14 protein-coding genes are annotated in these 14,810 nt (G+C 37.1%); 13 read left to right on the top strand and 1 reads right to left on the bottom strand.

All coding sequences use genetic code 11. The annotated features are described in order from the left end of the window. Positions 1-380: 380 nt before the first annotated feature. The 10 genes from HR057_RS10645 (at position 381) to tcuB (ending at position 10,301) form a co-directional block, all read left to right on the top strand. Positions 381-602 (top strand): hypothetical protein, encoded by a 222-nt coding sequence (locus tag HR057_RS10645; protein ID WP_173731417.1) that lies wholly within the window; start codon positions 381-383, stop codon positions 600-602. An 18-nt stretch (positions 603-620) separates the two neighbouring features. Next, positions 621-941: a PTS sugar transporter subunit IIB gene (locus tag HR057_RS10640; protein ID WP_173731416.1), complete on the top strand. Its 321-nt coding sequence runs from the start codon at positions 621-623 to the stop codon at positions 939-941. Positions 942-1,000: 59 nt separating this feature from the next. Beyond that, positions 1,001-2,305 carry a PTS sugar transporter subunit IIC gene (locus HR057_RS10635; protein ID WP_173731415.1) on the top strand — a complete coding sequence of 435 codons (1,305 nt, stop codon included), beginning with the start codon at positions 1,001-1,003 and terminating at the stop codon, positions 2,303-2,305. 32 nt (positions 2,306-2,337) lie between these two features. Beyond that, positions 2,338-2,676, top strand: coding sequence for a PTS lactose/cellobiose transporter subunit IIA (locus HR057_RS10630; protein WP_329955872.1), 339 nt, complete (start codon positions 2,338-2,340; stop codon positions 2,674-2,676). Between the two features lie 123 nt (positions 2,677-2,799). Continuing rightward, the gene (locus HR057_RS10625; protein ID WP_173731413.1) at positions 2,800-3,066 is read left to right on the top strand and encodes a phosphocarrier protein HPr; all 267 of its coding nucleotides are present in this window, start codon (positions 2,800-2,802) and stop codon (positions 3,064-3,066) included. Further along, positions 3,067-4,782 carry a phosphoenolpyruvate--protein phosphotransferase gene (gene ptsP, locus HR057_RS10620; protein WP_173731412.1) on the top strand — a complete coding sequence of 572 codons (1,716 nt, stop codon included), beginning with the start codon at positions 3,067-3,069 and terminating at the stop codon, positions 4,780-4,782. Between the two features lie 40 nt (positions 4,783-4,822). Then, on the top strand, positions 4,823-5,782 hold the full coding sequence (gene pfkA / locus HR057_RS10615) for a 6-phosphofructokinase (protein ID WP_173731411.1): 960 nt from the start codon (positions 4,823-4,825) through the stop codon (positions 5,780-5,782). A gap of 300 nt (positions 5,783-6,082) precedes the next feature. Then, the gene (locus HR057_RS10610; RefSeq protein ID WP_173731410.1) at positions 6,083-7,438 is read left to right on the top strand and encodes a glucose-6-phosphate isomerase; all 1,356 of its coding nucleotides are present in this window, start codon (positions 6,083-6,085) and stop codon (positions 7,436-7,438) included. 312 nt (positions 7,439-7,750) lie between these two features. Further along, the gene (tcuA, locus tag HR057_RS10605; protein ID WP_173731409.1) at positions 7,751-9,127 is read left to right on the top strand and encodes an FAD-dependent tricarballylate dehydrogenase TcuA; all 1,377 of its coding nucleotides are present in this window, start codon (positions 7,751-7,753) and stop codon (positions 9,125-9,127) included. Next, entirely contained in the window at positions 9,117-10,301 is a 1,185-nt protein-coding gene (tcuB, locus tag HR057_RS10600; protein WP_173731408.1) for a tricarballylate utilization 4Fe-4S protein TcuB, read from the top strand. Before tcuA ends, tcuB begins: the two co-directional genes overlap by 11 nt. A 94-nt stretch (positions 10,302-10,395) precedes the next feature. On the opposite strand, the gene HR057_RS10595 is transcribed toward tcuB, so the two are convergent. After that, complete coding sequence (locus HR057_RS10595; RefSeq protein WP_173731407.1) at positions 10,396-11,259, bottom strand: LysR family transcriptional regulator; 864 nt, start codon at positions 11,257-11,259, stop codon at positions 10,396-10,398. Positions 11,260-11,876: 617 nt separating this feature from the next. Between HR057_RS10595 and HR057_RS10590 the strand changes: the two genes are divergently transcribed. From HR057_RS10590 to HR057_RS10580, 3 genes are all read left to right on the top strand, one after another. After that, the gene (locus HR057_RS10590) at positions 11,877-12,917 is read left to right on the top strand and encodes a DctP family TRAP transporter solute-binding subunit (protein ID WP_173731406.1); all 1,041 of its coding nucleotides are present in this window, start codon (positions 11,877-11,879) and stop codon (positions 12,915-12,917) included. A 112-nt stretch (positions 12,918-13,029) separates the two neighbouring features. Beyond that, positions 13,030-13,533 (top strand): TRAP transporter small permease, encoded by a 504-nt coding sequence (locus tag HR057_RS10585; protein ID WP_230474429.1) that lies wholly within the window; start codon positions 13,030-13,032, stop codon positions 13,531-13,533. Then, positions 13,511-14,791, top strand: coding sequence for a TRAP transporter large permease (locus HR057_RS10580; RefSeq protein ID WP_173731404.1), 1,281 nt, complete (start codon positions 13,511-13,513; stop codon positions 14,789-14,791). Before HR057_RS10585 ends, HR057_RS10580 begins: the two co-directional genes overlap by 23 nt. The last annotated feature ends 19 nt before the right edge of the window (positions 14,792-14,810 follow it).

The raw sequence follows: 14,810 nt of genomic DNA, 5'->3' as shown, positions 1-14,810 counted from the left end.
TACAATTCAGCCATCAATATCAAAAATGAAGGATTACGCATAATAGCATAAATAATAATAACTTTCGGAACGAGAGGGTTAGCTCGGTCAATTTCTTATCATTAGATAGGATTACCCGAGAAGCTCCTACTTCAATCAAACCGTAAGGTTGATAAGTGGTGAGTAGTTCACTATTCTAGTTTGATGTGTGCAGAAAATTTTGCACACATTTTTTTGTGTGTGCTTTCAAGCTTGATATGACAACGTTTGTGTAAGTTGGCGCGGTTTTTGCAATATTAAGAGAGCGAAAGGATGAATTATAAAAAATTTTTCAATATGGGGGTGCTTTAAAACTCTCTTCAGTAGGATGAACGAATGAATAGAAAACGGAGGGTTCGAAAATGAAAAAATTTTTTATTATTTATGCCAATATATTCGCCATCATTTGGATAGGTACAGGCTTACATGCATTGATCTCTGGACAACCAAAAGCTTTCAATACATTGCTTTTTGGTTTGGCGTTTTCTATCGTCATATTTTTAGCTTCTTGGTTTTCCTATTGGATGATCAATAGAATCAAACAAATCGATGCGATGGCAAGAGAAATAACAACTAAAAAATAGAAAAGGGAGATGATTGGAATGGCAGAAGAACAAATTAAATTAATTATTTTATGCAGTTGGGGGGCAACTTCCAGCCAATTAGCTAAGAAGGTACAACAAGCAGCTGAAGCTAGGGGAATTAATCTAGTCGTTGATGCAGGCGGTACAGGTGAATTCAATCAAAAAGCAAGCCAATATCATGCGGTTTTGTTGGAACCTCAAGTTCGTCATATGAAAAAAGAAGTAACGAAGACAGCTGAAAAATATAATACTCCGGTTGAATTAGTGGATCAAATGGCATTTGCTTTAATGGATGGAAACAAGGTACTAGATCAAGTACTAAGCATGTTGAACAAATGATGTAGGAAGACGGGTTAAACTATTGATCAATCAAAATTTATAGAGGGGGGTTATCGAATATGTTGAATTGGGTAGAAGAACATTTAATGAGTCCGTTGGCAAGAATTGCGCAAAATCGTTATTTACAATCTATACGTGATGCTTTCGTCATTTTCGCTTTACCTGTCATTCTTACGGGTGCTATTTTCCTAATTATTGCTAATCCACCAACATCATTAGATTGGGGAATTATTGATGCTTGGACAAAAGCCATTGAACCAATCTTACCTCAAATCCTGTTCCCGTTTTATTTGACATTTGGGATTATGGCTTTAACAGTAAGTTTTGGTGTGGGTTATAGCTTAGCATCCAGATATGATGGTATGGATTCGGTTATGGCCGGTATCTTATCCATGCTTGCATTCTTTTTGACTGCATTCCCTGTCGTTGATATTACTCAAATCTCGTTTGGAGAAGTGTTGAATTATTTAGGCGGGCAAGGTTTATTTGTTGCTATTATTCTAGGTATTTTTACAACAGAAGGGATGCGCTGGCTTCAAAAAAGTGGATTATCGATCAAAATGCCAGATGGTGTCCCACCATATGTGTTAAGAACATTTAATTCGTTAGTTCCGTTTATGCTTATTATCCCAACTGTTTGGGCATTGTCCTGGATTGTATGGGCCAACTTTGGGGTAACGATTCCTCAACTTGTATTAGATTTATTCAGCCCATTGGTGGCAGCGTCAAATAGTTATTGGGCAGCTCTTGGTATGATTGTCCTTATGATGTTGTTATGGTCGATGGGTATACATGGGATGAATGTTGTTTCTTCCGTTGCTTATCCATTTTGGATGACTCAATTAGCACAAAATGTTGATGCAGTAAACGCTGGTGTCAAAGCCACAGGGATTGTTACAGAGCCATTTTTCCATATGTTTGCCCATCTTGGTGGTTCAGGAGCTACATTTGGATTGGCATTTTTAATGTTGATGTCAAAGTCACAACAATTAAAACAAATAGGTAAGACAAGTATTATTCCAAATTTCTTTAATATTAATGAACCGGTTATTTTTGGTTTGCCAATTGTATTAAACCCATTTATGATGGTTCCGTTTATTTTGGCACCAGCTGTCATCGTCACGATTAACTATATTTTATTTGCAACTGGAATCATCCCACCGGTCATTGTACAACCTCCATTTACTGTACCTATTTTCTTCGGTGGATTTATTGCAACGGGTGGTTCAGTTTTAGCCGGTCTTCTTCAAATCGTCGATATAATCATAGCAACACTCATTTATTATCCATTCTTTAAACGCTATGAAAAATCACTTATTGGCAAAGAAATCATTGAAAGTGAAAATTCAATTCCAGCATCTTGATAAAAAGATACTTAAAGGATTAGAAGGGTGAGATATTAATGGATTTTGAACAAGTGCCAATGCAGTTGATCCTACATGGTGGAAATGCCAGAGGATTAGCTTATGAGGCGTTAGATAAAGCAGAGGAATACAACTTCGAAGAAGCAGATAAGCTTTTACAGGAAGCGAATGATGAGTTTTTAAAGGGACATAAATATCAAACACAATTAATCCGTGAACAAGATAAAAATATGACTCCGAACTTTCTTACGATTCATGCTCAAGACCATCTCATGACAGCTCAGGCGGAGCTGCAATTAATTAAACGTCTTGTAAGCAATCTAAAAAAACAATTCGAGCTTGAAAAACGGATTAATAAACTAGAAAACTAAAAAACTCATATTCTACTAACTCAACAGATATGAATGATTTTTACATGAACTAAAACAGTGGGACAAGGGATTGATTCCTATGTCCCTCAAAACATTAATACAAGAGTAAGGGAGTTTGATTCGATGGTAACTAAAAAATTTAAAGTCATAGATGCAATGGGGTTGCATGCCCGTCCAGCCGCAAAATTAGTACATGCTGCAAGCCAATTTCAATCTGAAATCAGTATTGAAAGTAATGGTAAGAAAGTCAATTTAAAATCAATTATGGGTGTTATGTCACTTGGAGTTGGTCAAGGGGCAGAAATTACGATCAGTGCTGAAGGAAATGATGAAGTAGAAGCTTTAACATCATTAGAATCCACATTAAATGAAGAAGGGTTGGCTGTTTAAATGAGCCTATTAAAAGGAATAGCAGCTTCCAGTGGAATTGCGATGGCCAAAGCCTATTCTTTAGTTCAGCCAAGTCTTTCTTTTATAAAAAAAGAAGTAGATGATGTGGAGAAAGAAATAAAACGGCTGCAAGGCGCCCTGACCGTAACTATAAATGAATTGGAAGCGATCCGTGAAAAAGCAAAAGTCGACTTAGGGGAAGACAAAGCAGCAATTTTTGAGGCACATATATTAATTGTCAATGACCCTGATATGGTTGCTTCGGTGGAAGAGAAAATCAAATCGGAAAAAGTAAATGCAGAGCATGCATTAAAAGAAGTGACCGATATGTTCATTATGATGTTTGAACAATTGGATGATGAGTATATGAGAGAAAGAGCAGCTGACATTCGTGATGTACGAAAGCGCATTCTTTCTCATTTGCTTGGAGTCAAAATTGTAAACCCAAGTATGATTTCGGAAGAAGCAATTGTGGTTGCAGAGGATTTAACGCCGTCAGATACTGCTCTATTAAATCCCCAATATGTAAAAGCATTTATAACGAATATCGGTGGACGTACATCCCACTCAGCGATTATGGCTCGTTCGATGGGAATCCCTGCGGTAGTTGGGACCAAAACAGCTACTGAAGTAATCAAAGATGGAGACTTGATTATTGTAGATGGTCTAAAAGGGGAAGTTCACGTGAATCCTTCCGAGGAAGTTATTCAGCGATATAAAGATGAACAAATCCGTTTTGAAAAACAAAAAGCAGAATGGGCGGAATTGTTGAATGAAAAGACAGTTTCAGCGGATGGACACCAGGTTAAATTAGTTGCTAATATTGGAACACCCAATGATGTAGAGAGTGTTGTGAATAATGGTGGTGAAGGTGTAGGTTTATTCCGCACTGAATTCTTTTATATGGGAAGAAATGAATTGCCAACAGAAGAAGAACAATTTGAATCTTACAAAGCAGTACTTGAACGCTTGGACGGAAAGCCTGTTGTCGTGCGTACATTGGATATTGGCGGAGATAAAGAACTTCCGTATTTAAATCTTCCAAAGGAAATGAATCCGTTTCTTGGATTTCGTGCCATTCGTCTTTGTTTAGATAAGCAAGATATTTTTAGAACTCAATTACGTGCATTACTTCGTGCAAGCTCTTATGGAAATTTAAAAATTATGTTCCCGATGATTGCTACCTTAGATGAATACCGTCAAGCAAAAAGAATTTTTGAAGAGGAAAAGCAAAAGCTTATTGGGGAAGGTGTTCCAGTTTCAGATGATATTGAGGTAGGAATGATGGTAGAAATTCCATCGACAGCTGTGATGGCAGACCAATTTGCGAAAGAGGTCGATTTCTTTAGTATAGGTACGAATGATTTAATTCAATACACGATGGCTGCGGACCGAATGAATGAACGGGTTTCCTATTTATATCAACCTTATAGTCCAGCGATTTTAAGGTTGGTGAAAATGGTCATTGATGCCGCCCATAAAGAAGGAAAATGGGCAGGGATGTGTGGAGAAATGGCAGGAGATGAAATTGCAATTCCTTTATTGCTCGGTTTAGGTCTCGATGAATTCTCTATGAGCGCAACCTCGATTTTAAAAGCAAGATCACAAATTCTACAACTTTCTAAAAAAGAAATGGAAGATTTAGCTCAAACAGCATTACAAATGAGTACAACGGATGAGGTCATCCAAACTGTAAAAAAGACTATACAAAAATAACCTATTTTACTACAAATTTATAATTTTATGAGGTGAATCCGTGAAGAGAATAGGTGTTTTAACGAGTGGAGGAGATGCTCCTGGAATGAATGCTGCTGTTAGAGCAGTTGTTCGGAAAGCCATTTACCACGGTTTGGAAGTATACGGAATCATAGGTGGATTTGCAGGTTTAATAAATGGAAATATAGAGAAACTCGAGCTAGGCTCTGTAGGTGACATTATTCACCATGGAGGCACAAAGTTGCTTTCCGCAAGGTGTGAGGAATTTAAGACAAAAGATGGTCAACTAAAAGGTCTAGAGCAGTTAAGAAAAAAGGGTATTGAGGGGTTAGTTGTCATCGGAGGAGACGGTTCCTACCGGGGGGCCAACGCCCTTTCCGGGTACGGTTTTCCGTGCGTTGGCGTACCCGGAACGATCGATAATGATATTCCTGGCACCCAGTTTACTATTGGTTTTGATACAGCTTTAAATACGGTTATTAGCGCCATTGATAAAATTAGAGACACGGCACAGTCACATGAACGCACTTTTGTCATTGAAGTAATGGGCCGCCATGCAGGTGATATCGCACTTTGGGCCGGGCTTGCTGGTGGTGCGGAATCAATCCTGATACCCGAAGAGGATTATGACATTCAGGAAATTATCGACCGATTGAAGAAAAGTTACGAGCGAGGCAAGAAACATAGTATCATCATTGTTGCAGAAGGGGTTACAAGCGGTGTTGAATTAGGCAAGCAAATTGAAGAGCTAACCAATTTTGATACTCGCGTCTCTATATTAGGACATATACAACGCGGTGGGTCCCCTACAGTATTTGATCGCATATTAGCTAGTCGTCTTGGTGCACGTGCCGTAGAACTTTTAATGGAAGGAAAAGGCGGTAGAGCTGTAGGGATTGTCAATAACAAAATCGTTGATCATGAAATTTCTGAGATTTTGAAAGAAACTCATACAATAGATAAGAACCTATTAACTTTGACAAAAGAGCTTTCTATTTAATCCTTCATTCGGGGAATTTCACGGATCCTACAGAGGGGAGCCAAATTTAGGATAAAAGGAAATGGAAGAGTTTAGTTTTAAACCATTTAGCTTCCGTTAGATATCGACTGAGCAGATCTAAAAATCCATTTCTTTAGGAACTTGCAAAGGAAAAAAATTCACGTTTCCAAAAAAGGTTTGTGAAGTATTAAAAATAGATAATGACGTATACCACCTTTGTAAAGTGATTGATAAGGCGAGACACGATGAAAGATGCGCAAATTTGGTTCCTCAAGTAAGCATTATAAATGGAGGTAGCACATGACACATATTCAATTTGATTATTCCAAAGCACTATCTTTTTTCGAAGAACATGAACTCACTTATTTACAGGATGCCGTTGAGATTGCTCATCTTGCTTTACATGAAAAAACAGGTGCAGGTAGTGATTATTTAGGATGGATGGATTTACCGGTTGACTATGACAAAGAGGAGTTTTCCCATATCCAAAAAGCAGCAGAAAAAATAAAAAAGGATTCTGATGTTCTTTTAGTCATTGGAATTGGAGGTTCTTATTTAGGGGCCCGTGCTGCAATAGAGGCGTTAAACAATAGCTTTTACAATGTATTGCCAAAAGAAAAGCGCAAGATGCCGCAAGTGATATTTGTTGGCAACAATATAAGTTCTACCTATATGAAAGATGTAATGGATCTATTAGATGGAAAAGATTTTTCAATCAATGTTATTTCCAAATCAGGCACTACAACAGAGCCTGCGATTGCTTTTCGCATATTCCGTAAATTATTGGAGGAAAAGTACGGCAAAAAAGAGGCTGTTAGTCGAATTTATGCCACTACAGATAGAGCAAGAGGAGCTCTAAGAACAATGGCTGATGAAGAAGGGTTTGAAACATTTGTAATTCCTGATGATGTTGGAGGGCGCTATTCTGTTTTAACTGCTGTGGGATTACTGCCCATTGCAGTAAGCGGTGCAAATATTGAAGAAATGATGAAAGGGGCTCAAGCAGCACGGGAAGACTTTAGTCAATCCGATCTGAAAGAAAATGCTGCTTATCAATATGCAGCTATCAGAAATATTTTATATAACAGAGGAAAGACGATTGAATTGCTAATTAATTATGAACCAGCATTGCAATATTTCGCTGAATGGTGGAAGCAACTGTTTGGAGAGAGTGAAGGAAAGGATCAGAAAGGAATCTTTCCTTCATCTGCTAATTTTTCAACGGATCTTCATTCATTAGGACAATATATACAAGAAGGCCGCCGCGACTTATTTGAAACAGTTATCATGGTGGAGAAACCACGTCATGAACTAATGATAGAAAAGACCGAAAACGATTTAGATGGATTGAATTATCTTGCTGGCAAAACGGTTGATTTTGTTAATAAAAAAGCCTATGAAGGAACATTGCTTGCCCACACAGATGGAGGTGTTCCGAATTTAATTATCTCTATTCCGCAGTTAGACGAGTACACATTTGGCTATCTCGTTTATTTTTTCGAAAAAGCATGTGCGATGAGCGGTTATCTATTAGGGGTAAATCCATTCAATCAGCCCGGAGTTGAAGCCTATAAAGCAAACATGTTTGCCTTACTAGGGAAACCTGGATTTGAAAAGAAAAAGGCAGAACTTGAAAAGCGTCTATGTTTAAAATGAGGAAAAATCACACAATTGAGCAAATTGTTTATGGGTTGTAATTGGAAAATTCATACAATGCTAGAACTTCCATTTATAGATAAATATTCTTGCAATTTGTTAATGAACGGCTTCCAAAACAAAAAATCAGCTTTATATAGGATAAGGGGACATGTTTTGTTGTCCCCGTTTTTTATTGCCAAAAAACTCTCTCCAATCAAACTCCATAAGATTCTTTTATCGACTCATATAAAATATTAATATTATTTTTATTGTGAAAAATAAGTTATCTTTATTTCAAGAGAATTTTCATCTTGAAAGGAGCTCTCTATCATGGAAACTGATGTTTTAGTAGTCGGTGGCGGTAATGCCGGGATGAGTGCTGCTTTATCGGCACGGGACCACGGAGCAAGAGTACTAGTAATTGAATGTGCTCCTAAATTTTACCGTGGGGGAAACAGCAGGCTGACTAGGGATTTTAGATGCATGCATTTGGAAGAAAGTGAATACATGTTAGGCCAGTATACAGAAGAAGAATTTATGGATGATTTAAAACGTGTCGCTGGTGGGGAAATAAATCAAAGTCTTGCTAGATTAATCGTTCGGAAATCTGCAGAACTACCAGATTGGTTAGCATCTCAAGGCGTACGATGGCAGCCGACTCTTTCTGGAACTCTTCATCTAGGCAGAACAAATATTTTCCAATTAGGCGGCGGTAAAGCTTTAATGAATTCCTATTATCAGACGGCCAAGAAAAAAGGTGTCGAAGTCTGGTATAACGCGAAACTTGAGGATATTGAATTAGATGGTGCAAAGTTCAAAGCGGCTCTAGTACGGAAAGATAATAAGATGCTAACCGTCAATGCGAAAGCGATCATTATTGCATCTGGTGGTTTTGAGGCTAATATTGAATGGCATAAACGTTATTGGGGCGAGGCTGCTGAAAACTTCATTATCCGTGGCACACCTTATAATCAAGGAAATGTACTTGAAATGCTATTAAACAAAGGTGTTGCTCAAGTGGGTGAAAAGGATGCTTTTCATGCCGTTGCAGTCGATGGTAGAGCACCAAAGTATGATGGTGGAATTGTAACCCGTTTGGACAGTGTGCCTTTCGGAATTGTGGTTAATAAAAATGGCGTACGATTCTACGATGAAGGGGAAGATTTCTGGCCGAAACGCTATGCAATATGGGGCGGCTTAATTGCAAGGCAACCCGATCAAGTAGCCTATTCCATTATTGATAGTGATGCTTTAAGTAGATTCTTGCCTTCCGTTTGGAAGCCAGTGACTGCACCAACGATTAGAGAATTAGCTATCAAATTAGGCCTTAATCCAGATGCCGTGGAGGAAACGGTTAGAAAATTTAATGAGGCCTGTCGCCCGGGAAACTTTAATCCAGCAGAGTTAGATGACTGTCGAACAGTAGGATTAACGCCTCCAAAAAGCCATTGGGCATTAAAAATTGAAAAAGCTCCATTCTATGCATATCCATTAAGAACTGGAATTACATTCACATACCTTGGCGTTAAGGTGAATGAGCAAGCAAGAATTATTTTTGAAGACGGAACGGAAGCGAAAAATATGTTTGCTTGCGGAGAAATTACTGCTGGTAATGTATTAAGACGCGGCTATCTAGCTGGATTTGGTCTTACAATGGGTGCATGTTTAGGTAGAATTGCAGGGGGGGAAGCAGCAAATGTCAGATAAATTAGATTTAATGGCAGATGGAAAACGGCAGATGGAATTATGTAACGCTTGCCGTTATTGTGAAGGGTATTGTGCCGTGTGGAGAGCAATTGAATGGCGGCGTGAATTTAGCGATCGTGATATGACTTATTTAGCTAATCTTTGCCATGACTGTCGAGATTGCTACTATGCTTGCCCATTCATACCTCCTCATGATTTTGGGATCCATCCACCAAAAGTTTTTGCTGGTTTACGTGAGGAAACATATAGAAAATACGCTTGGCCAGGAAAATGGGCAAAGGCACTAGGAGAACGTGTAAGCGGGTTTTGGGCAACATTTGTATTTAGTATCTTATTTATCTTAGGGTTTATGTTTGTAAATGGCGGCGTGGAAGGAATGTTACAGCCGCATACAGGAGAAAATGCTTTTTATGCAGTTTTCCCGCAAAACTTGATGATCAGTGTCTTTACTCTGCTAGGATTATGGATGGTCGCAGGGTGGGGTATTGGGGCTTCTAGATATTGGAAAGATATAAGATCTGGAAAATCAATTAAAGAAAAAGTATTGTTTAAAGATATAAAAACAGCAACCTTATATGCTGCAAGTCTTAAATATTTAGACGGTGAAGGTGCAGGTTGTACTTATCCATCAGAAGAGCCTGCAAAATCACGTAGATTGTTCCATCATCTTGTAGGCTATGGATTCTTGCTTGATTTGGCATCTACTACACTTGCAGCATTTTACGAACACATTTTACATGATCCAGCACCATATCCTCTTTTACACCCAGTTGTTATTTTAGGATCTGTGGGTGGAATCATGCTTATCATTGGTCTCATTGGACTTCTTTATTTGAAATCGAAGAGTGACAAAGATGTTAATGATGAAAAAGCTGTTAAGACAGGATCGGCATTTTCTGTTGCTTTATTAATTGTTGCAATCACAGGAATGGTGTTATTAGCACTTCGTGAAACTGCAATTATGCAAGTTTTATTAGCTATTCATTTAGGAAGTGTGGCTGCGTTATTTTTCACAGCACCATATTCTAAATTTTCTCATTTTGTATATCGTTATTTATCTCTAGTAAACTACGCACAAGAAGAGCGAGTTGCAAATGAAAGAGAAGCTATTAAACATGCTAAACTTGTAAAAAAGGCTGTTGCAGCAACTAGCGGAATTTCAGCTAAACAATAAAAGAGTCCCCTATCCCTCTCCAAAAGGTTTAAAATATCCTTATAGAAAAGAAGAGATCAATATGATTTCTTCTTTTCTTTTTATAAGACAAATATTAATTTAGATCCGAACATTCATGTAAAAAATCGATAAATGCACGAACATATGCTAATTGTAATGTGTTCTCCCGATACATGATCCAAGTATTTCGAACTAGAGGTTTACCATCTTTCATAATCGGAGCAGTAAAAAGTGGTTCATCTTTTTTTACACAAATGCTAGGAAAAATAGCATACCCTAAACCATTAAGAACCATCTGTTTGCAAGTATCGATGCGGTCCACTTCCATAGATATTTTTGGGGGAACTTTATAGGTCTCTTGCCACCAGTTATCAATCTGGTTTTTTAATGATGGATCTGTTTGGTAATTAATTCTTGAAAGTGATGGTAATTCATCGAAATCTATTTGATTTATAGAAGCTACACAAATATGTTCTTCTCGAAATAAAACTTTTTTTCCTTGCCAGTTATAGTCGCCTCGGACAATACCAATATGGACTTCTTCTCTATGCAACATTTGATTAATTTCCGAACTCCAACCAGTTTTTAAATTGATGTCGACATTTGGATACCGATAAAGGAAATTTTTTAATAGAAAGGGGAGTTCATAGCGGGCAAACATTCCAGATGCACCCAGTCTAAGCGTGCCTTTAATCGTATTCTCAAGATTTGCAACATACTCTTTCGCTTTACGGAGCTGCATGAGCATTTCTTTAGAATATTTTACGAGATATTCCCCTTGAATTGTAAATTCAACCCCTTTTTGACCTCTAGAAATAATCGTTGTATTGAATTCTTTTTCAAGAGCTTGAATCCGATAAGATAATGCGGGCTGTGAGATATATAAACGTTGGGCAGCTTTTGTAATATTTCGTTCTTCATAAAGGGTCTGCAATATATTCCAATCTTTTTCATCCATAAAAAGCAGCCTCCTCATACCTTGTGGAGTTGATAAAATATTCCGAATTTAATTTATTTAAAATTATAATACTATATTAAAATATTAGCAATCTAATAAAACTAGGTTTCCCAACAAGTGTTAAAGTTAAAACTCAATAAGTTTTTCTTATGGAGCTGGATAAAATTTTGATATTTTATTTAATTCGAAATATTGATTAACATAAACCTATAGTTTAGATAGCATTGACCAATTATGCATCGGAAATGAGAAGGGGGAGTCATACAAGACAGATGTCGAAGTTATTGAGTTGGTTATTGTTTAATGCAACTTTATCGATCAGCGTTTGAATGGGTCTAACATGGTAGATTTTATACTGTTGCTTTTCGATTTCTTATTTCGGTGTAAAAGACATTATAGCATTTGATTTTGAATCCTATTCAATAGAACTATTTTCCAACTATAAAAAGTGCTAAATTGCAAAACTTTGGATGCGAAACTGGGAAGATAAAAAAAATAGACCTCACTATTCTCTATATGAAAGAGAATTTTACAGTACTTACAATTCGTTCATTACAAGTACGATGAAAATATTTGATTGAAAGGAATTTGAAAAGAATTGAAAGGGGTTACAGCAAATGAAAATTAAAAAGCTAATGACAATGTCACTATTATCTTTATCACTAATATTTCCGCTTGCGGCCTGTGGGAGTGATTCAGCTTCTACAGAAGCATCAAATGGAAGCGAATCTGGAATTCAAGAATTAGAAATTAAATTATCGCACGTGGCTGCAGATAACACACCAAAAGGACTGGCAGCCCTTAAATTTAAAGAACTCGTTGAAGAAGCAAGTGATGGAAAAATTGAAGTAAAAGTTTTCCCATCTGGTCAGTTGTACGGGGATCATGATGAAATAGAGGCTGTACAAGCAGGCAATGTACAAATGATTATTCCGGCTGCTGCTAAGTTAAGTGGATTTGAAGAAACATTTGAAATTTTCGACTTGCCATTTTTATTTAAAAATGAAGAACATCTTCAAGCTTTTGAAGATGGCGAAGGCGGTCAACAACTACTTTCAACATTAGAAGAGTATGGGATGAAAGGTCTTGCATTTTGGCCAAATGGTTTTAAACACATTACGAACAATAAAGTAGCAATTGATGAGCCAAGTGATTTGAAAGGTTTAAAAATTCGTACACATGGCGGTCAAATTATCAATGAAATATATGATGCGATGGGGGCAGCATCAACAAAAATTGCATTCAATGAAACTTATCAAGCTCTCCAATTAGGCACTATTGATGGTCAGGAAAATAGTGTCGTTAATATTGAGACACAAAAATATGGGGAAGTACAAAAATATTTAACACTTACTAGTCACACAAGATCTGAATATGTGGTTGTTACAAACAAAAAATGGTGGGATGGATTAAATCAAGAAACGCAACAATTATTAATAGATGCAATGAAAGCAGCTACTGAAGAAGGAAGAAAACAAGTTGAAAACCTTGAAACATCTTCACTCGAAAAAATAAAAAGTGAAGGCAAGATGGAAATCATAGAATTAACAGATGTGCAAAAAGAAGAATTTAAGAAAGCGGTTCAACCTGTTTTTGATAAATGGGCGGCAAAAATGAATCAAGAAATTATTAATAAAGCGATTGAAGCCGGAGAATAAAAACTTGAAGCTGGAACTAAAAAGGAAGAGTTCGCTCTTCCATTTTTAGTAAGGCTGTCCAATGATACAACTTAGTTACTATTAGCAGAAGGAGGCAAAGACATTGAATGTTATGAAAAAGATCTTTACTTTATTTGAGGATTTCTTTTCGAGTTTATTTTTTCTCGTTGGTCTTGGATTAATGTTTTATGAAGTTATCATGCGATATGTTTTCAATGATCCAACAACATGGATTAATGAAACAGCTAGTATTCTAGTTGTATGGGGAATTTTGTTTGGTTTATCAGTTGCGCTTAGGGATCACCATCATATTAGCGTTGATATTTTTTACGCAATGCTTCCAAGGAGAATAAAAAAGGCTGTGGATATTTTTGCAAACCTAGTTGGAATCGGTTTTTGTTTATTCTTAGTATTTGCTGGCATTGAGTTAGTAAGCCATTCTTTTCAAAGTGGGCAAGTGACGATGGACACTAGAATCCCTTATTGGATTTATTATTTGATTATGCCGATATCCGGGTTGTTATTTTTAGTCCGTTTTATTGAAAGATTAATAAAAGTTATAAAAAATCAAAATGTAGAGGGGGGACATCTAGATGGAAACCATACTGCTTTTTAGTATCTTTGCGATCCTCCTTCTATTAAGGGTTCCGATTGCAGTTGCACTGTTAGCTGCGACGACATTTATGTTTTATCTTGATGGAAGTTTTGCATTATGGACAATTCCACAAAAAATCTTTACTAGTTTAAACCATATCACTTTGATGGCAATTCCAGGATTCGTTTTAGCAGGTACGATCATTGCTAAAGGTGGAATTGCAAAATATTTAATTGAATCCTTAAGGTCATGGATTGGCCATGTATCTGGTGGTTTATCAGTTGTAACGATTCTTGCATGTATGTTTTTTGCAGCAATCAGTGGTTCTAGTCCTGCAACGGCAGCGGCGATCGGCTCCATTATGGTTCCGGCTATGATTGAAGCAGGTTACAGTAAGAAATATGCAATGGGATTAGTGGCATCTGCCGGTACATTAGGAATTCTCATTCCGCCGAGCATCCCATTAATCGTTTATGGGGTTGTTACAGAACAATCGATCGGTGCACTATTTTTAGCAGGGGTGATACCAGGTTTAGGCTTAACTTTAGTTCTTATCATCTATTCAATTATTTATGCTCGCATTAAAGGCTATGGAAAATTACCGAAAGCGAGTATGTCTGAAAGAATTAAAGCTTCAAAAATGGCAATCCCAGGTGCATTTTTACCAGTATTAATTTTAGGGTGTATCTACAGCGGTGCCACAACACCGACGGAAGCCTCCATTGTATCAGCCGTTTATGCGGTCATTATCTCTATTTTTGTATATAAAGAGAGATCCCTTCAAAAATGGAAAGAAATTATTAATGAAAGTATTGGTATCACTTCAATGATTATGTTAATCATTGGTGGGGCAATGACATTCTCTTTGTTCATGACACAAGAGCAAATACCGCAAATGCTCGCTGAAAAAATGTTGGCAATAGAATCTTTAAATATAGTTTTATTCTTTGTATTAACAGCGATTCTATTCTTTATTTTGGGAATGTTCCTAGAGTCTTCTTCGATTATGCTAATAACACTGCCGTTGTTATTGCCAATTATGATTACATTAGGAATTAACCCAATCCATTTTGCGATTGTTATGATCATAAACATGGAAATTGCACAAATTACGCCACCGGTTGGTTTGAATCTCTTCGTAATTTCAGGGATTGCTAAATCAAAATTGGGTGAAGTATTTAAAGGGGCCTTCCCGTTTATCATTGTAATGATCATTTATATGGTTTTGGTTATGGCATGGCCAGACCTTTCGCTATGGTTACCAAATCGGCAAGGTTAATAGAGACTGGAGGCAAAAG

This window comes from Calidifontibacillus erzurumensis, assembly GCF_013303125.1.
In the GTDB taxonomy this organism is placed as follows: domain Bacteria; phylum Bacillota; class Bacilli; order Bacillales; family Bacillaceae_J; genus Calidifontibacillus; species Calidifontibacillus erzurumensis.
The sequence above is the reverse complement of the archived record's forward strand: the minus strand, read 5'-3'. Positions and strand labels throughout refer to the sequence as shown.